The following is a 16452-nucleotide window of genomic DNA, read 5'->3' as shown; positions in this document are numbered from 1 at the left end:
CCTGCCGCGAGCCCGGCGCGAGCGGGCTTACGCCGAGCGCGGTACCCGGAATTCGGTGCCGCTCACCTCGGCGTAATGGCCCATCAGTTCGGTGCAGATGGCGGGCCAGGTGCGGTGCAGGACGGATTTGCGGGCGGCGCCGGCGAAGCGGGTGCGCAGGGTGGGGTCGCGGAGGGCGGCTACGGCGCTGGGGAGTAGTTCGGTGAAGCGGTCCACCGGCAGCAGGTAGCCGTTGCGGCAATGGGCGATGAGGTCGCGGGGGCCGCCTGCGTCGGGGCCGATGACGGGGACGCCGGAGGCCAGGGCTTCCTGGACGCCCTGGCAGAAGGTTTCGTGCTCGCCGGCGTGCACCATCACGTCGAGGCTCGCGTAGGCCTGGGCGAGCTCGTCGCCGCCGAGTTCGCCGGTGAAGACGGCGCCGGGCAGCAGGCGGGTCAGGCGGGGTCGTTCGGGGCCGTCGCCGACGATCACCAGCTGGATGTCCGGATCGTGGGCGAGCGGCGCGAGCCTTTCGACATGCTTCTCCGGCGCCAGTCGTCCGACGAAACCGACGAGCAATTTCTCCGAACCGCTCAGCCACGATTCCCGCAGCGCCGTCCGCCGTGCCGACGGCGTGAACCGCGCGATATCCACCCCGCGCCCCCATCGATGCACCCGTGGAATGCCGTGCCGGGCCAGGTCGGCGGCCGCCGCGGATGACGGTGCCAGCGTACGGGCCGCACCCTCGTGGATCCGCCGCGTCCACGCCCAGGCCGCGCGACTGGTCAGCCCCAGCCCGTAACTCTTCGCGAACCCGGCGACATCGGTCTGATACACCGCCACCGCGGGCAGATCCAGCCGCAACGCCGCGCCCAGCCCGCCGGCGCCGAGCAGGAACGGCGAGGCCAAGTGCACCACATCGGCGTCGAAATCCGCGATCGCCCGCACCATCCCCGGCTGCGGCAGGCCGACGGGCAGCGAACTGATCTTCGGCACCATCACCGCGGGCACGCGATACACCGGGAAGCGCCCGTGGAATCGCGGCGCCGGTGGCTCGCCGCGCACCGTATCCGGCGCGATGATCAGCGCGTCGTGCCCGTGCTGGTCCAGATGGTCGAGAACCCGGAGCACGGAATTGACGACACCGTTCATATTCGGCAGGAAAGACTCCGACACGATGGCTACGCGCACGTCTCCAGTGTCGGTGACCGCGCCGTCGCCCCAGTCACACCGACGTGACTGCCATGCGAAGTTCCGGCGAACAGCTCCCGGACCCGCTCAGACCTCCGCGGTCGCCACCACGACGGGCTTGCGTTCGTTTCGCCGCAGAATCCACAGCGTGGGCAGCGCGAGCGCCCAGGTCACCGCTATCACCGACAGTGCGGGCGGTATCGCCACTCGAACATCGCGCCCGGCGACGCGCACCAGGTCGGGGTCGGCCCGGTTGTATTCGACGTTGATGTGCTCACCTTTGGTGAGGTTGGTCGGATAGAGCACCCCGACCTTCGGATTGTGCGTCACACCGTCGGGAGTCACATATTTCACCGCCGAGCGCAGCCGGCCCGCCGAGATCACCTCACCGGTGGTGCGGCCCATATCCGAACTGATCAGGTAGTCGTTGCGCCAGGCCGCCAGCACCAGCAGCCCCATCAGCACACTGACCACGATCGCGGCGGTGAGCACCGCGATCCGCGCCCGCCGCAGGCGTACCGGGCGCCCTTCCGGCTGACTGGTTTCCGACACCGCCACAGGTTACTGGCAGGCCGCCCCGCATGCCCGCCCACCATGCGTACGCCGATGCCGGGCCGGGCGGGCCGGGGTCGGCTACCGTGACGCCATGTCCCGAAAATTCAGCTTCACGGTGCCCTACACCGTTCCGGTGGAGGACCTGCACCGGGCACTCACCGGCGACGAGCTGTGGCAGGCCCGCTTCGCCGGCGCCGAGACCGCCACCCTCGATCTGGCCCATCCCGGCGGCGATGGCACCATCCGGCTCGCGATGAGCGAGAAGATCCGTCCCGACAAGATTCCCGGCATCGTCCGCAAGGTGCTCAAGAGCGATCTGGTGGTCTCCCGCACCGACACCTGGCAGCCGCTGACCGGCGAGATCGCCAAGGGCAGCTTCGAGGGCACGTCCAAGGGCGTCAACTCGGAGATGTCGGGCACCTATGAACTGCGCCCCACCGCCGAGGGCAGCGAAATCGAGGTCGTCGGCACGGTGAAGGTGAAGGTTCCGCTGGTCGGTGGGGCCATCGAGCCGCTGGCCGAGCAGCTGCATCACCGCGTCCTCGACAGCGAACGCAAGTTCATCGAGAAGTGGTTCGCCGGGCAGGCCTCGGCCTGATCCGCGAGGTGGATGCACACCGGGCGTGGCGTGCATCCACATCCGGCGACTACTGAGCGAAATCGCTCGGGTCGTAATCCTTCTTCTCTACCAGCACCAGCCAGTTACCGGAGTTGTCGCGCATCACCGCTTCGACGCCATAGGGGCGATCCGAGGGCGGCTGCACGAACTCCACGCCCTTGGCCGACAGTTCCTCGTAGGCCTTCTGACAGTCGTCGGTGGCCAGGCCCAGTGCGCCGTGCGTGCCGTTGGCGAGCGCGCGACGGGTGGCTTCGGCGAGGTTCTCATCCAGCGGCGGGCCCGGCACCATCAGTGTCACTTCCAGCTCGCGGTGATCGGGGTGGGCGATGGTGAGCCAGCGGAAACCACTGTCGCCCATGGTCACATCGGCGGTCTCGACGAAACCGAGTTTGTCGATGTACCACTGCTTGGCCGCGTCCATATCGGTCACATACACCGTGACCAGCGAAATGTTCTTGATCGGAGTCATGAGCTCAGGCTAGGGCGGCCGACCTGGCATCGGCTTCTCCGAAATTGCTCGGTGTGGTTCGCCGTCACAGGCCGCTGTCGGGCCGCGGTGCGCGATCGGACAAACCGTGCATGAACACGTAACAGCCCGGGATCCGCGGCGCGCCATCGGCGGCGAACTTCGCCTGATACGCCGACGGCGACATTCCCACGAGTTCGGTGAACTTCCGGGAGAACGATCCGAGGCTGGTGTAGCCGACGAGCATGCACGCCTCGGTCACGGTGACATTCGTGGCGCGCAGCAGGTCCTGCGCCCGCTCGATGCGCCGCTCGGCCAGATACACCGCGGGCGTCTTGCCATAGGTCGCGGCGAAACAGCGCAGGAAGTGGTACTTCGACACACCCGCCGCGGCGGCCAGGCCGTCCAGGTCCAGCGGCTGGGCGTAGTCGCGGTCGGCGAGATCCCGTGCCCGCCGCAGATGCGGGAGCAGGTCTTCGGGCACCGGTCGCGGCGTCACGGCAGCGGCTAACAGAACGGCGGACGCTCGTCGAAACGCCGCGACACCCGCCCGGCCATCCGCCAGGCCCGCGCCACCAGATCCACGTCCTCGTCGGTGACCAGATTGCCCATCACCCGAACGGCGGTGCGCTGCAAGAACTTCGACCGCATCACCGGCGGCCCGCCCAGCGGCACCATCCGCGGATGGGTGGCAAGGCCCGCGATTCGGCGCGCGACCGAATAGGTGCGGCCGTAGCGGGCCCGCAGCAGCTCCGGCCACACAGTGCTCAGATCGGGTTCGTCGAGCAGGTCGGCGAGCATGTGCCCGCCTTCGAGCCCGTAATCGATGCCCTCGCCGTTGAGTGGGTTCACGCAACCGGCGGCGTCACCGACCAGCACCCAGTTGCGCCCGGCGATATTCGACACCGCGCCGCCCATCGGCAGCAGCGCCGACGCCACCGCCCGCAGTGACCCGCTGAACTGCCATTCCTCCCGCCGCAATGCGGTGTAGTGCTCCAGCAGCGGCTTCAACGCGATATGCGAGGGACGGCGCTCGGTCGCCAGCGAACCGACCCCGATATTGACCTCGCCATTGGCCAGCGGGAACACCCAGCCATAGCCCGGCACCAGCGAACCGTTCGCGTCCCGCAATTCCAGATGCGAGGTGATCCACTGGTCGGCCGAGCGCTCCGAGCTGATGTAGGCGCGAGCGGCCACACCGTAGGCGTACTGGCGATGCCACTCGCGGCCGAGGATCTTGCCGACCGGCGAACGCACACCGTCGGCGACGACGAGGGTCCGGCAGCTGATCGACCGCGTGCCTGTCCCGGTACGTACGGTCACGCCGGTGACCCGCTCACCGTCTCTGGTGACGTCGACGACCTTGGCGCCCTCCAGCATTCCGGCCCCCGACTTCACCGCGGTCTCGCGCAGCTTGTCGTCGAGTTCGGTGCGCGGAACCGCACTTCCGTAGGTGGGGAACGATCCACCCGGCCAGGGCAGCAGTTCCTCGCGTCCGAAGCCGGTCATCCGCAGGCCGTGGTTGACGGTGTGCGCGCGTACCCAGTCGCCGAGCCCGAGATGCTCCAATTCGGCGGTGGCGCGCGGGGTCAGGCCGTCGCCGCAGGTCTTGTCGCGCGGGAAAACCGCCGAATCGACCAGCAGCACATCGCGGCCGGCCCGCGCGGCCCAGGTCGCGGCGGCCGAGCCGGCCGGTCCCGCGCCGACCACGAGGACATCGGCGTGCGCGGGGACCGCGCCGTGTGTCTGCTCGTCACCGCCCGCTGGTGTGACATCCGGTGCACCCATGGACCCATACTCGCAGCGCGCCGGCATCGGTGTCGACGCCGGTGCCGTGTGACATGCGGCGGGCCGGCGAACTCCACCGCCGACGCACCGCCGGGCTCGACGTCCGCCGCCGCGTCCGGTATGCGAAGGTGTGCGGTGCGCCCCAGCGGATATTGCCGGGAGTGACGGTGTTCATGGGGTTATCTACCGTGGACACGCTAGGTTCTTTGACCGTGGGTCGGACGCATCGCTGGGAGAAGAAATGAGCACATCTGCTGTGAGCGACGAGAGCACGGTAGTGGCAGGGGTGGATCTCGGCGATTCCGAACTCGCCGCCACGGTGCGTACCGGCCTGGCCGACGTCGAGAAGCTGCTGATCGAAGAGCTGTCCGACGGCGCGTCCTTCCTTCAGGAAGCGGCCCTGCACCTGGCCAAGGCAGGCGGCAAGCGGTTCCGTCCACTGTTCACCATCCTCACCGGCCAGCTCGGCCCGCGCCCGACCGACCCGGACCTGATCACCGCGGGCACCGTCGTCGAACTGGTGCATCTGGCCACCCTGTATCACGACGACGTGATGGACGAGGCGACCATGCGCCGCGGTGCGCCGAGCGTGAATTCGCGCTGGGGCAACAGCATCGCGATCCTCGCCGGTGACTACCTGTTCGCGCACGCGTCCCGGCTGGTGTCGACCCTCGGCCCGGACGCGGTGCGGATCATCGCCGAAACCTTCGCCGAATTGGTCACCGGTCAGATGCGCGAGACCATGGGCGCGGCCGAGGCCAAGGATCCGGTCGCGCATTACCTGCGCGTGGTGTGGGAGAAAACCGGTTCGCTGATCGCGGCCGCCGGTCGATTCGGCGGCACCTTCTCCGGCGCCCACACCGAGCACGTCGAGCGGCTGGCCCGCCTCGGTGACGCCGTCGGCACCGCCTTCCAGATCTCCGACGACATCATCGACATCTCCTCCGAATCGGCCCAGTCCGGCAAGACTCCCGGCACCGACCTGCGTGAAGGTGTGCACACCCTGCCGGTGCTCTACGCCCTGCGCGATGAAGGCGCCGACGGCGACCGGCTGCGCACCCTGCTCGCGCGCCCGCTGGAAACCGACGCCGAGGTCGATGAGGCCCTCGAGCTGCTCGGCCGCTCGCCCGGCATGACCCAGGCCAAGCAGAAGCTCCAGGAATACGCCGACCTCGCCTACGCCGAACTCTCGGCGCTGCCGCCGGGTCCCGCCAACGACGCACTGGTGCGGCTGGTGCGATACACCATCGAACGGGTGGGCTAGTTCCTCGCCGCGGCGGGGCGGAACTCCGCCGCCGCCGCGATCGTTGCCATTCTGTAGCACTCGCACAGCTGGATTACATGAAGATCAGTAGCAGTCGAGGAGCGTTGTGCGCCGCCGGGCGGCGCGGAAATCCATACAGGACGGGGGAGCGGCGAGGAGACGTATGCACGGGCATGGGTATGCGAACGGGATCAAGACTTTCGGGTTGATGGTCGGCCTTTCCGCGCTGATCGTGTTCGCCGGGGCGATGTTCCGCAGCCCGACGATCCTGGTCATCGCGATCCTGCTGGCCGTCGGCATGAATGCCTACGCCTACTTCAACAGCGACAAGCTCGCCTTGAAGGCCATGCACGCCCAGCCGATCAGCGAGCTGGAGGCGCCGGTGATCTATCGGATCGTGCGCGAGCTCGCCACCGCCGCCCGCCAGCCCATGCCGCGGCTCTACATCAGCCCGACCAACGCCCCCAACGCCTTTGCCACCGGCCGCAATCCGCGCCACGCGGCGGTCTGCTGCACCAGCGGCATCCTGCAGATTCTCGATGAACGCGAGCTGCGCGCCGTGCTCGGTCATGAGCTTTCGCACGTCTACAACCGCGACATTCTCATCTCCTCGGTCGCGGGCGCGCTGGCCGCCGTCATCTCCGGTCTGGCCAACCTGGCCTTCTTCGCCACCGCCTTCGGCGGCAACCGCGAGGGCGGCCCCAACATCATCGGCGTGATCTTGGTCTCGCTGCTCGGGCCGATCGCTGCCACCCTGATCAAGCTGGCCGTATCGCGGTCACGCGAGTACCAGGCCGATCAATCCGGCGCCGAACTCACCGGTGATCCACTCGCCTTGGCCTCGGCCCTGCGCAAGCTGGAACGCGGCGTCCAGGCCGCCCCGCTGCCCCCGGAACCGCAGCTCACCGCCCAGTCCCACCTGATGATCGCCAATCCGTTCCGTCCGGGCGAGCGCGCCGCCCGCTGGTTCTCCACGCACCCGCCGATGGCCGACCGCATCGCCCGCCTCGAAGAGCTGGCCGGCCGCCCGCGGAGCTGAGCGATCTCAGTCGTCCTCGCCGCCCAACGCCTCTTCGTAGGCCCGCAGGGTGTCGACGAACAGACGGCGCTGCTCGGCGGTGAGCGGTTCGAGCACCTGTCGCCACGCCCGCGCGCTACCGCCGAGCCAAGCGTTCACCGACCGCTCATGGGCCGGTGCGATCGCGACGATGGTGCGTCGGCGGTCCTGCTCGTCCGGCCGCCGTTCCAGCACGCCCTGACGGCTCAGATCCCCGACCATCAGGCTGACCGTGGTCGGCGCCACCTCGAGATGCGCGGCCAGGGTGTTCACCGTCATCGGGCCCTCGAACACCAGATTCGCCAGTAGCGACAGATGCCGCGGCGCGAGCGCGAAGGACTGTAGATCCTCCGGGATCCGCAGCTTCTTCGCCCGGCCGACCACGCGCGGCATCAGCAACAGCAGACTGCGGATGCCTTCGTCCACACCTATTCCCGGCGTAGCCGGTTCGGCCATTGACATCCCGGACACCTCCGAAATAACCTTTGCTTACAAAATGGATTTGCTTGCAAAGCAAATAGGGTTTCGACTCTTCGCCAAGGTTAGTACGCGACCGGGAGGACCGGACATGAGTGAGGGCAACGCGCAGCCGCCGTCGGTGGCTGCGATGAACGCGGCAGTGATCGCCGAGTTCCGGGCGAACGGCGGAAAGGTCGGTGGCGTATTCGCCGGGGCTTCGCTGATCCTGCTGACCAGCACCGGGGCCAGATCCGGTCGAGCGCATACGACGCCTGTCGTCTATCACGCCGAGGATGATCGACTGCTGATCTTCGGTAGCAACGCGGGCGGCGATCGTGATCCCGCGTGGGCGCACAATCTGCGTGCGAACCCGAAAGTGGTGGTCGAGATCGCTGCCGCGAACGGCCTCGAACGGTACGGCGCCATCGCCACCGAGCTGACCGGTACGAAGCGCGATAGTGAATACGCCGCCCAGTGCGAGCGCGATCCGGCCTTCGCCGCCTACCAGGAGGCGACCGACCGGGTGATTCCGGTATTCGCCCTTCGGCGTTCGCGGGAAACCTCGCTCGCGCGTCGCGGGGTGATCGCCGGCGCCGTCGCGCTGACCGGCGCAGCAGGGCTGTTCATCGCCACTCGTGGTCTCCGGGCGGGCTCGGCGGAGATTCCGGGCGCGGCTGCCACGCCTGCTCCCACCGGCGGCCCGGCCGCGCGGTCCACCGCGATCAGTGACCACTTGAAGCAGGTGCACGGACAACTTCGCCGCGACCTGGACGCGGTGCGGGCCGGCCTCGCGCGGCATCTGGAGGATCCGGCCTCTGCTGCCCTCCCGGAGTTGCCTCAGGACTTGCGCACCCACTGTGTGGCGTTCTGCGGGGCGCTGCACGAACACCACATCAACGAAGACGGCGTGTTTCCCGTACTCGCCCAGCAGTTCCCCGAGCTGGCGCCGGTGCTGGACCGGCTCGCCCGTGAACATACGGAGGTGGCGCGGGTCATCACCGAACTGCAGGCGCTGCTCGCCGAGGCGCCGGATGGGCGCCCCGCGCGATTGCGCGCCGAGTTCGACCGGCTGGCCACCGAGTTGGAGACGCACTTCGACTACGAGGAAACCACCCTGACGGGCTCACTGAACGTCATGGATACCAGCGCGCTACCGCCCCGGCGTCCGGGGCGGTGAACTCGGCTACCGGTAGTTCACGAACTGCAGGGCGATGCCGAAGTCCTCGCCCTTGAGTAGCGAGATCACGGCCTGCAGGTCGTCGCGCTTCTTGCTGCTGACGCGTAGTTCGTCGCCCTGGATCTGGGCCTTGACGCCCTTGGGACCCTCGTCGCGGATCTTTTTGGAGATCTTCTTCGCGTGCTCGGCGTCGATGCCCTGCACCAGCGAACCGGTGATCTTGTAGGTCTTGCCGGACACCACCGGCTCGCCGGCGTCGAACGCCTTGAGCGAGATATCGCGGCGGATCAGCTTCTCCTTGAACACCTCGAGTGCGGCCTTGACCCGCTCCTCGGCCTCGGCACTGATCACGATCTTGTCCTCACCGGACCATTCGATGGCCGCACCGGTGCCGCGGAAGTCGTAGCGGGTGTTCAGCTCCTTCTCCGCCTGATGCAACGCGTTGTCGACCTCCTGGCGATCGACCTTGCTGACGACATCGAAAGACGAATCGGCCACACTGCGCTCCTGTCCTGACGGTCCGGCGTTCGAGGTCGCGCCGGATGGTTCGCCGCACCCACCTAGTTCTACCCGGCCGAACGAGATTAGTCCCCGGACGCGGTCTGTGTCGCCGCCGGCACGGACGGGCCGGTCTCACCATGCCGCTGTACAGCCGGTTTGCAATCCGGGTGTGGGTTCGTTGTATTCTGCTCTGCGCGCCGAGAAGCGCGACGGCAGGTTGCCCGAGCGGCCAATGGGAGCAGACTGTAAATCTGTCGGTGAAAGCCTACGTAGGTTCGAATCCTACACCTGCCACCGAGAACCCCCGCGGATCGAAATGATCCGCGGGGGTTCTTCCGTTTCCGGGCCGGATGGGTGCGTGGCCGCTGGCCCATTCCGGCTCGTGAGATCGGAAATACCTGCTCTGACCAGCCGGTTTGGTGCAGAGACGGGTGAGTGTGTAACCTCGTTCAAGACTTCGAAGCGCCGGGGTCACGGAAAGTCGGGTCACGGTGCGTAAGAGGTCATGCCCCCTTAGCTCAGTCGGCAGAGCGTTTCCATGGTAAGGAAAAGGTCAACGGTTCGATTCCGTTAGGGGGCTCGCCGGATTGCCGGTGGTGACCGACTCGGCATCGCTCCCCGCTCGGAGGGGCTGGGCACGGCACCGTAAGGCAATGCGACCCGTGGCGGTGTAGCTCAGTCGGTAGAGCAAACGACTCATAATCGTTGTGTCGCCGGTTCAAGTCCGGCCATCGCTACCACAACCGATCAAGCCCAGTTCCGGAAAGAAGGCATATCGTGGCCGCGAAGTCCACCGATGTCCGGCCAAAGATCACCTTGGCCTGCGAGCAGTGCAAGCACCGCAACTACATCACCAAGAAGAACCGGCGTAACGACCCGGACCGCTTGGAGCTGAAGAAGTTCTGCCCGAACTGCGGCACGCACCGGGCGCACCGCGAGTCCCGCTGAGCCAACCACGCGTGTAGCTACCGCGTGAATCGGCGCCGGGACTTCGCTTCCGGCACCAGCCGGAACACAACCGCCGTGAAACAAGCATCGGGCCGGACCTCGCGTCCGGCCCGACTGCGTTTCCACGGTGCATCTGGCCAGCGGTGGTCAACGCTCCACCGACTCCCCGTGCGGGGTCAGATAGGTACATTCCTCCCGTGACAATGAACACCGGTACAGACGAAGCGGTCGCGACGGGCGAAAGTTTCGACCCCGCCGAACACGCGGCAGCCATGGTCGGTCACCACTACCGCGTCGACGACTACTACGAGGTCGGCCGCGAAAAGGTCCGCGAATACGCCCGCGCCGTGCAGGACTACCACCCGGTGCACTGGGAGGAAGACGTCGCGCAGGAGTACGGCTACGACGGCCTGCTCGCGCCGCTGACCTTCATCTCCCTGGTCGGCATCCTGGCCCAGCGCAAGCTGTTCGAAGAGGTCGTCACCGGCTACGACCTGAGCCAGATCATGCAGACCGACCAGATCCTGGAATTCCACCGGCCGATCAAGGTCGGCGACCAGCTGACCTGCGACGTGTACCTGCACTCGTTCCGGCAGGCCTTCGGCGGCGACATCATCGTCACCAAGAACATCGTCACCGATCAGCGCGACGAACTGGTGCTCACCACCTACACCACGCTCATCGGCCGCAGCGGCGGCGATATCGACCCGAACCTGGCGGGCGCGGTCCGCAACGTGCTCATGCACGGCCTCGGCGAAGAGACCCCGCAGCATCACCCGCGCACGATGCCGACCTCGGCCCCCGCGCCGGTGCCGACCGTGCCCGACGTCACGCCGAGCAAGCACGCCATCGCCTTCGACTCGATCAGCGCCGGCGACGAGCTGCCTCCGCGCACCGTCCGGCTCACCCGCGGCGACCTGGTGAACTACGCGGGCGTCTCCGGCGACGCCAACCCCATCCACTGGAGTGACGAAGTCGTCAAACTCGTCGGCCTGGACAACGTCGTCGCGCACGGCATGCTGACCATGGGCCTCGGCGGCGGGTTCGTCACCTCCTGGCTGGGCGATCCCGGCGCGGTCAAGGAGTACAACGTTCGCTTCACCAGCCCGGTCTACGTGGGTGTGGACGAACCGGCCGAGGTCGAGTTCACCGGCAAGGTGAAGTCGGTCGATCCCGAGACCAAGACCGCGGTCGTCGCCATCGTCGCGAAGTCGGCCGGTCGCAAGATCTTCGGGCGCGCGACCGCCACCGTCCAGCTGTCCTGACCTGGTTCGTGGGGGCCGGATTGGCTAATGCCACCGGTCTTCACGTACACTCGGGTTTCTGGGGTCACCAGCCGATGCGCGCTGCTCTGCAAGGCTGGTTCCAGGCGGCCCGGAGCGCAGCTCCGGAATCTCCGCTGACGGGGCCGGCAACTGCCGGAGCGGCGCGCGTGTTGTGTGACACCAGCGAACAACTGAATACAGCACATGTGGCTGGGCATCAGCACCACCGTCCAGCCGAAGGGGCGTAGCTCAATTGGCAGAGCAGCGGTCTCCAAAACCGCAGGTTGCAGGTTCAAGTCCTGTCGCCCCTGCCCTGGATGCCAGCGATGAGAGAGGGTTCTGACGTGAGCGACGAGCGGGACACTCGCGACGACGGCGATGGCACCGCCGCAGCGAGTCGGCCGAGCGGCAAGCGGTCCGCCCGGCGGGCCCGCACCGGTTCGTCGTCCTCGTCGGCCGATAACGGCGCGGTCGCCACGATCGACCGACCGCGCAAGGCAGCCAAGACCTCCGATCGGGCCGAACGCAAGAAGTCGGGAAATCCGTTCAAGCGTTTGATCAAGTTCCTGCGTGAGGTGATCGCGGAACTGCGCAAGGTGATCTGGCCCAACCGGAAGCAGATGGTCACCTATACGAGCGTTGTTCTGGTGTTCGTGGTCTTCATGGTCGCGTTCATCAGCGGGTTGGATGTGGCGTTCGTCAAGGGTGTCGACTGGCTGTTCGGCTAGTAGTACGACGCCGACGCCGGCAGCCGATCCCGGGGGCGGGCTGGAGTGTTCCGCCATGCCCGGCCCGGCACGCAGAGGATTTACGTGACGACACAGGAAGCGAGTGCCCCAGTGAGCACCCCGGAGAACGACACAAACGACGAGTTCCCGGTCGACGACGCGGTGGCCGAGTCGGCCGCCGGCTCCGTCGAGGAATCCGCCGACGAGTCCGTGGCCGTCGACGAATCCGCGCCCGCTGACGAGGCCGCCGCTGCCGAACAGGCCCCCATCGACGAGGCCCCGGCCGATCCGGTGGAGGAGATGAAGGCCGCGCTGCGTCGCGCGCCCGGCGAGTGGTACGTCATCCACTCCTACGCGGGCTACGAGAACAAGGTCAAGGCCAACCTCGAGACCCGCGTGCAGAACCTCGACCTCGAGGACTACATCTTCCAGGTGGAAGTGCCCACCGAAGAGGTCACCGAGATCAAGAACGGCCAGCGCAAGAACGTCAACCGCAAGGTGCTGCCCGGCTACATCCTGGTCCGGATGGAACTGAACGACGAGTCCTGGGGCGCGGTGCGCAACACCCCCGGCGTCACCGGTTTCGTCGGCGCGACCTCCCGGCCTTCGCCGCTGACCATCAACGATGTGGTGAAGTTCCTGGTGCCCGCCTCGCAGCAGAAGAAGGCACCGGCCGCCGCTGCCGCTGCCGCCTCCGCCACTCAGGAAGCCGCCACCGAGGCCGTCGCCAAGCCGGTCATCGAGGTCGATTTCGAGGTCGGCGAGTCGGTCACCGTCATGGACGGCCCGTTCGCGACGCTGCCCGCCAGCATTTCCGAGGTCAACGCCGAACAACAGAAGCTCAAGGTGCTGGTGTCGATCTTCGGCCGCGAAACCCCCGTCGAACTGGCATTCACCCAGGTCGCGAAGATCTGATCGTGGGGCGGTCCGCCCGCCCCACTCGATCAGCCGCGCGGGCGATCCCGGTAAGGTGTCAGGGTTCGCGCGAGAATCGGGGAGTTCACCGGACTCATCGCGCGGTGCCGGGTGCGCCCGGCTGCGGGTGTAGACCCGCGCAAGGCTTACGGCAACCGTAAGGAACCGAAACCAAGGAAGAAAGATGCCCCCCAAGAAGAAGAAGCTCGCCGGGATCATCAAGCTGCAGATCCAGGCCGGCCAGGCGAACCCGGCCCCTCCGGTCGGCCCCGCGCTCGGCCAGCACGGCGTCAACATCATGGAGTTCTGCAAGGCGTACAACGCCGCGACCGAGTCGCAGCGTGGCAACGTCATTCCGGTCGAGATCTCGGTGTACGAGGACCGGACCTTCGACTTCAAGCTGAAGACCCCGCCCGCCGCCAAGCTGCTGCTCAAGGCCGCAGGCGTGCAGAAGGGTTCGGCGGAGCCGCACCGCAACAAGGTCGCCACCGTGACCATGGACCAGGTGCGCGAGATCGCCAAGACCAAGCAGGAAGACCTGAACGCCAACGACATCGAGCAGGCCGCGAAGATCATCGCCGGTACCGCTCGCTCGATGGGCATCACGGTCGAGGGCTGAGCGTCAGCGCCGGAGGCGGCAGCGCAGCGTAACCACGCAGGCGTAGCGAAGCCCTCGATCAGGCACTGGGGCTGATAGCTCTACTGCACCGGGTGGGAGGGCCGGCCAGGCCCGATCAACCACTTCTGAACCACAGCTAAGGACAGAGAAAACATGGCAAAACGAAGCAAGGCGTACCTCGCCGCGGCCGAGAAGGTCGATCGCACCAAGCTCTACTCCCCGCTGGCCGCCGCGCGGCTGGCCAAGGAGACCGCCACCACCAAGACCGACGCGACCGTCGAGGTCGCCGTTCGCCTCGGTGTGGATCCCCGTAAGGCCGACCAGATGGTCCGCGGCACCGTCAACCTGCCGCACGGCACCGGTAAGACCGCCCGCGTCATCGTGTTCGCGGCCGGCGAGAAGGCCGCCGAGGCCGAGGCCGCCGGTGCGGACGCCGTCGGCGCCGAGGATCTGATCGAGCGGATCCAGGGCGGCTGGCTGGACTTCGACGCCGCGATCGCCACCCCGGACCAGATGGCCAAGGTCGGCCGCATCGCGCGTGTCCTCGGCCCGCGTGGTCTGATGCCGAACCCGAAGACGGGCACGGTCACCACCGACGTGACCAAGGCCGTCAACGACATCAAGGGCGGCAAGATCAACTTCCGCGTCGACAAGCAGGCCAACCTGCACTTCGTCATCGGCAAGGCGTCCTTCGACGATGCCAAGCTGGTGGAGAACTACGGCGCCGCGCTGGACGAGATCCTGCGTGTGAAGCCCTCGACCGCCAAGGGCCGCTACGTCAAGAAGGTGACGGTCTCGACGAACACCGGACCGGGCATCCCGGTGGACCCGAACCGCACCCGCAACCTCCTCGACGAGGACGCGTAAGCAGCACCTGAGCACCAGCCGAAACGGCGGGAACGCGATCTGCGTTCCCGCCGTTTCGGCGTTCGCGGCCCACAACGCCCCGGCGCGGCAGCACGCGGGGGGCGCCGACCGGTTCTGCGTTTGCGGGAATGCTGAGAGACAATGGGGGTGTGAGTGACGGACTCAGCACAAGGCTCAGACATCGGCTCGGTGCGCCGGCCGCTGTCGTGGTATCGGGCGGCTGCTAGCTCGATGTCGGATCAGCAAGAACCGGAGCGGCGGTCTCCGAAGGTTGTTCCGCTCCCGCGGCGCCCGCGGCGAGTGGCAGAACCGGCGCCCCCGAAACAGTGGCGTCCTGAGTACGGCACCGCCTACGACCCCGCCCCGACCAGGCCGGTGATGCGATCGGAGTTGGAGCGCGAAACCGGTTCCTGGCCGGTCAGCGCTGCTACGACCTGGGGGACGACGACATCGGCCGACTCGCACGGCAACCGGGACGGGAGTGTCGTCGATCTCGACGAGCGCCGGAAGCGAACTGGCGATGCCGACCCGGCCGTCGGAAACAGGCGTCTGCCCAAACCACGCCGAATCGGTGAGCGATCCGACGGCGACCGCGACCGGGACGATAGCGCCGATTCCCCACCTACACACACCCGTTCGGGACGGCATCGCAAGTGATCGATCCTGGCGTGTTGGTACACATGTCGCGGCCGTCGAAATGGTTGCCATAGCCGCTGAGGACCGATCGAGCGGGTCCGCAAGGGCGGTTCGTCAGGCTGGTTCAACAGCAGCGACGGCATGCTGAATGCCCTTCGGAGCATTGCACGGAAAAGCGCGCTGGCCGGGCAAGATGCAGTACGGTTGGGGCAAACGATCGAGGCGCGGGAGGTGATGTTCGGATGTCGTATGAGCCTAAGCTGGCGGCAGCCCTGTCGGGGGCTACGATTCGTCAACTTGAACACTGGCGCCGGTCTGCCCCTGGTCGCCCTCCGGTGCTGCTGCCCGAGATTTCGGCCTCCCGCCCGATTTTGTATTCGTTCCGCGATGTCGTGGCGCTTCGGGTATGTGTCAAGCTGAGGCAAGAAGCATCGCTGCAAAAGATCCGACGAGCGCTCAACACGCTGCGTGCTGATCTCGATGAGCGCGAGCACCTGTCGGCATACCGTCTGGTCGCGGATCGCGACACCATCTATCTCGCCGAACCCGACCATGCGGTTGATCTGGTACGCGGCAAAGGAAACGTCGTGATCCACGAACTGGTGGACGTACTCGAGCCGTTCTACCGCGGGGGTCGCCACATACCGGCGTTGTTGTCCCCCCGGGAACACGTTTCTGTGGATCCGGCCGTTCGCGGCGGGGAGCCGATGATCGAGGGGACTCGGATTCCATCAGCCGAGGTAGCAGCGTTGATGCGTGACGGCATCGCCCCGGAGCGTATTACTGATTTCTACCCCGGTGTCAGTGCCGCCGCAGCGCGAGACGCGGTCGATTTCGCGGACTACGTCGACAGCTACGCCGACCAGGCGCCGCGGCGGGTGGCGTGTTGAGACTGCTGCTGGACGAGAATGTCCCTCGGCCGATGGCAGATATTGTTCGAATACTCATGAAGCAGCATCGCATCGATCATATACACGATCTGGACGGTTGGTCAGGGACCAAGGACATCGCCCTCTACGCCCGCGCCGCCGAAGCAGGCTTTGATGCAATCGTCACCAACGACACTAAACAGCTCAAGCGTGCGAGCGAGGTCGATGCGATCGCAAAGTCTCGACTGCATCGAATCGAGTACCGGCAGAACAACAAGCACGGAGGCTTGGTTGGGCTCGGTGCGGCAATCGCTACGGTATGTGCCGGACTGCCGCATGCCGTGGCTGCTCTTGAAGAAGCCGATGGCCAGCGGCTGATTTCACTGAATGGCGTGGATCCCACACGACCGGGCAGGGTACGAGTCGTTGACCCTGTCGTGGATCCCCCCGTCCATTGGCCCGGAAGGGAAGCCGACTCCATCGGTCTGGGTGCTTAGCCGGGTGATCCGTTGCTGCTCCGAGCATCAGCACCACAAAATGTGATAACCG

Annotated in this window: 19 protein-coding genes and 4 tRNA genes; 16 read left to right on the top strand and 7 right to left on the bottom strand. The window is 66.9% G+C overall.

All coding sequences use genetic code 11. From position 1 onward, the window contains the following. Positions 1 to 27: 27 nt before the first annotated feature. Positions 28 to 1170: a glycosyltransferase family 4 protein gene (locus tag RJ05_RS22870; protein ID WP_081597487.1), complete on the bottom strand. Its 1143-nt coding sequence runs from the start codon at positions 1168 to 1170 to the stop codon at positions 28 to 30. A gap of 87 nt (positions 1171 to 1257) precedes the next feature. Then, entirely contained in the window at positions 1258 to 1722 is a 465-nt protein-coding gene (locus RJ05_RS22865) for a DUF3592 domain-containing protein (protein ID WP_051016824.1), read from the bottom strand. A gap of 94 nt (positions 1723 to 1816) precedes the next feature. On the opposite strand from RJ05_RS22865, the gene RJ05_RS22860 reads away from it, so the two are divergent. Next, positions 1817 to 2323, top strand: coding sequence for a DUF2505 domain-containing protein (locus RJ05_RS22860; RefSeq protein ID WP_036540492.1), 507 nt, complete (start codon positions 1817 to 1819; stop codon positions 2321 to 2323). A gap of 49 nt (positions 2324 to 2372) precedes the next feature. On the opposite strand, the gene RJ05_RS22855 is transcribed toward RJ05_RS22860, so the two are convergent. The 3 genes from RJ05_RS22855 to RJ05_RS22845 all read right to left on the bottom strand — a co-directional run bounded on the left by RJ05_RS22855 (position 2373) and on the right by RJ05_RS22845 (position 4598). Further along, the gene (locus RJ05_RS22855; protein ID WP_036540491.1) at positions 2373 to 2813 is read right to left on the bottom strand and encodes a VOC family protein; all 441 of its coding nucleotides are present in this window, start codon (positions 2811 to 2813) and stop codon (positions 2373 to 2375) included. A gap of 64 nt (positions 2814 to 2877) precedes the next feature. Continuing rightward, the gene (locus RJ05_RS22850; protein WP_036540516.1) at positions 2878 to 3294 is read right to left on the bottom strand and encodes a helix-turn-helix transcriptional regulator; all 417 of its coding nucleotides are present in this window, start codon (positions 3292 to 3294) and stop codon (positions 2878 to 2880) included. 23 nt (positions 3295 to 3317) lie between these two features. Next, positions 3318 to 4598 carry a geranylgeranyl reductase family protein gene (locus RJ05_RS22845; protein WP_036540490.1) on the bottom strand — a complete coding sequence of 427 codons (1281 nt, stop codon included), beginning with the start codon at positions 4596 to 4598 and terminating at the stop codon, positions 3318 to 3320. Positions 4599 to 4839: 241 nt separating this feature from the next. Here RJ05_RS22845 and RJ05_RS22840 point away from each other — a divergent pair, with 241 nt between their 5' ends. Both RJ05_RS22840 and htpX read left to right on the top strand, forming a co-directional pair. Beyond that, complete coding sequence (locus RJ05_RS22840) at positions 4840 to 5862, top strand: polyprenyl synthetase family protein (protein ID WP_036540489.1); 1023 nt, start codon at positions 4840 to 4842, stop codon at positions 5860 to 5862. 163 nt (positions 5863 to 6025) lie between these two features. Then, on the top strand, positions 6026 to 6901 hold the full coding sequence (gene htpX / locus RJ05_RS22835; RefSeq protein ID WP_036540486.1) for a zinc metalloprotease HtpX: 876 nt from the start codon (positions 6026 to 6028) through the stop codon (positions 6899 to 6901). A gap of 6 nt (positions 6902 to 6907) precedes the next feature. Here htpX and RJ05_RS22830 read toward each other — a convergent pair whose 3' ends face one another. Next, a complete protein-coding gene (locus RJ05_RS22830) occupies positions 6908 to 7381 on the bottom strand; it encodes a MarR family winged helix-turn-helix transcriptional regulator (protein ID WP_051016822.1) in 474 nt (157 codons plus the stop codon). Positions 7382 to 7487: 106 nt separating this feature from the next. On the opposite strand from RJ05_RS22830, the gene RJ05_RS29525 reads away from it, so the two are divergent. Next, positions 7488 to 8555 carry a nitroreductase/quinone reductase family protein gene (locus RJ05_RS29525; protein ID WP_051016821.1) on the top strand — a complete coding sequence of 356 codons (1068 nt, stop codon included), beginning with the start codon at positions 7488 to 7490 and terminating at the stop codon, positions 8553 to 8555. A 6-nt stretch (positions 8556 to 8561) separates the two neighbouring features. Here the strand turns inward: RJ05_RS29525 and RJ05_RS22820 are convergent, their stop codons facing one another. After that, the gene (locus RJ05_RS22820) at positions 8562 to 9053 is read right to left on the bottom strand and encodes a YajQ family cyclic di-GMP-binding protein (protein WP_014353107.1); all 492 of its coding nucleotides are present in this window, start codon (positions 9051 to 9053) and stop codon (positions 8562 to 8564) included. 214 nt (positions 9054 to 9267) lie between these two features. Between RJ05_RS22820 and RJ05_RS22815 the strand changes: the two genes are divergently transcribed. The 12 genes from RJ05_RS22815 (at position 9268) to RJ05_RS30210 (ending at position 16400) form a co-directional block, all read left to right on the top strand. Further along, a tRNA-Tyr gene (locus tag RJ05_RS22815) sits at positions 9268 to 9350 on the top strand. Positions 9351 to 9563: 213 nt separating this feature from the next. Continuing rightward, a tRNA-Thr gene (locus tag RJ05_RS22810) sits at positions 9564 to 9636 on the top strand. 84 nt (positions 9637 to 9720) lie between these two features. Next, positions 9721 to 9796: transfer RNA gene (locus RJ05_RS22805), tRNA-Met, on the top strand. 37 nt (positions 9797 to 9833) lie between these two features. Continuing rightward, positions 9834 to 10004, top strand: a complete 171-nt coding sequence (gene rpmG, locus RJ05_RS22800) for a 50S ribosomal protein L33 (RefSeq protein WP_011211653.1) — start codon at positions 9834 to 9836, stop codon at positions 10002 to 10004. 203 nt (positions 10005 to 10207) lie between these two features. Then, entirely contained in the window at positions 10208 to 11269 is a 1062-nt protein-coding gene (locus tag RJ05_RS22795; protein WP_036540512.1) for a fused (3R)-hydroxyacyl-ACP dehydratase subunits HadA/HadB, read from the top strand. Between the two features lie 238 nt (positions 11270 to 11507). Next, positions 11508 to 11580 (top strand) — tRNA-Trp (locus tag RJ05_RS22790). 33 nt (positions 11581 to 11613) lie between these two features. Beyond that, on the top strand, positions 11614 to 11997 hold the full coding sequence (gene secE / locus RJ05_RS22785; protein WP_036540483.1) for a preprotein translocase subunit SecE: 384 nt from the start codon (positions 11614 to 11616) through the stop codon (positions 11995 to 11997). 111 nt (positions 11998 to 12108) lie between these two features. Continuing rightward, complete coding sequence (gene nusG / locus RJ05_RS22780) at positions 12109 to 12912, top strand: transcription termination/antitermination protein NusG (protein WP_036540482.1); 804 nt, start codon at positions 12109 to 12111, stop codon at positions 12910 to 12912. A gap of 184 nt (positions 12913 to 13096) precedes the next feature. Further along, positions 13097 to 13531 carry a 50S ribosomal protein L11 gene (gene rplK, locus RJ05_RS22775; RefSeq protein WP_014353103.1) on the top strand — a complete coding sequence of 145 codons (435 nt, stop codon included), beginning with the start codon at positions 13097 to 13099 and terminating at the stop codon, positions 13529 to 13531. A 153-nt stretch (positions 13532 to 13684) separates the two neighbouring features. Then, the gene (rplA, locus tag RJ05_RS22770) at positions 13685 to 14398 is read left to right on the top strand and encodes a 50S ribosomal protein L1 (RefSeq protein ID WP_036540481.1); all 714 of its coding nucleotides are present in this window, start codon (positions 13685 to 13687) and stop codon (positions 14396 to 14398) included. A gap of 971 nt (positions 14399 to 15369) precedes the next feature. After that, positions 15370 to 15924: a DUF433 domain-containing protein gene (locus RJ05_RS22765; protein WP_211357619.1), complete on the top strand. Its 555-nt coding sequence runs from the start codon at positions 15370 to 15372 to the stop codon at positions 15922 to 15924. Further along, positions 15918 to 16400 (top strand): PIN-like domain-containing protein, encoded by a 483-nt coding sequence (locus tag RJ05_RS30210; protein WP_211357620.1) that lies wholly within the window; start codon positions 15918 to 15920, stop codon positions 16398 to 16400. The genes RJ05_RS22765 and RJ05_RS30210 overlap by 7 nt, the downstream gene beginning before the upstream one ends. The last annotated feature ends 52 nt before the right edge of the window (positions 16401 to 16452 follow it).

Origin of the sequence: Nocardia cyriacigeorgica NBRC 100375, assembly GCF_000308555.1 — a bacterium.
GTDB classification, from domain to species: Bacteria; Actinomycetota; Actinomycetes; order Mycobacteriales; family Mycobacteriaceae; genus Nocardia; species Nocardia cyriacigeorgica.
The sequence above is the reverse complement of the archived record's forward strand: the minus strand, read 5'-3'. Positions and strand labels throughout refer to the sequence as shown.

Bases quoted from the DNA above. Each gene is read 5' to 3' on its own strand.
- RJ05_RS22860 (WP_036540492.1), top strand. From the start codon at position 1,817: ATGTCCCGAAAATTCAGCTTCACGGTGCCCTACACCGTTCCGGTGGAG.
- RJ05_RS22855 (WP_036540491.1), bottom strand. From the start codon at position 2,813: ATGACTCCGATCAAGAACATTTCGCTGGTCACGGTGTATGTGACCGAT.
- RJ05_RS22845 (WP_036540490.1), bottom strand. From the start codon at position 4,598: ATGGGTGCACCGGATGTCACACCAGCGGGCGGTGACGAGCAGACACAC.
- RJ05_RS22840 (WP_036540489.1), top strand. From the start codon at position 4,840: ATGAGCACATCTGCTGTGAGCGACGAGAGCACGGTAGTGGCAGGGGTG.
- htpX (WP_036540486.1), top strand. From the start codon at position 6,026: ATGCACGGGCATGGGTATGCGAACGGGATCAAGACTTTCGGGTTGATG.
- RJ05_RS22830 (WP_051016822.1), bottom strand. From the start codon at position 7,381: ATGTCAATGGCCGAACCGGCTACGCCGGGAATAGGTGTGGACGAAGGC.
- RJ05_RS29525 (WP_051016821.1), top strand. From the start codon at position 7,488: ATGAGTGAGGGCAACGCGCAGCCGCCGTCGGTGGCTGCGATGAACGCG.
- RJ05_RS22795 (WP_036540512.1), top strand. From the start codon at position 10,208: ATGAACACCGGTACAGACGAAGCGGTCGCGACGGGCGAAAGTTTCGAC.
- rplK (WP_014353103.1), top strand. From the start codon at position 13,097: ATGCCCCCCAAGAAGAAGAAGCTCGCCGGGATCATCAAGCTGCAGATC.
- rplA (WP_036540481.1), top strand. From the start codon at position 13,685: ATGGCAAAACGAAGCAAGGCGTACCTCGCCGCGGCCGAGAAGGTCGAT.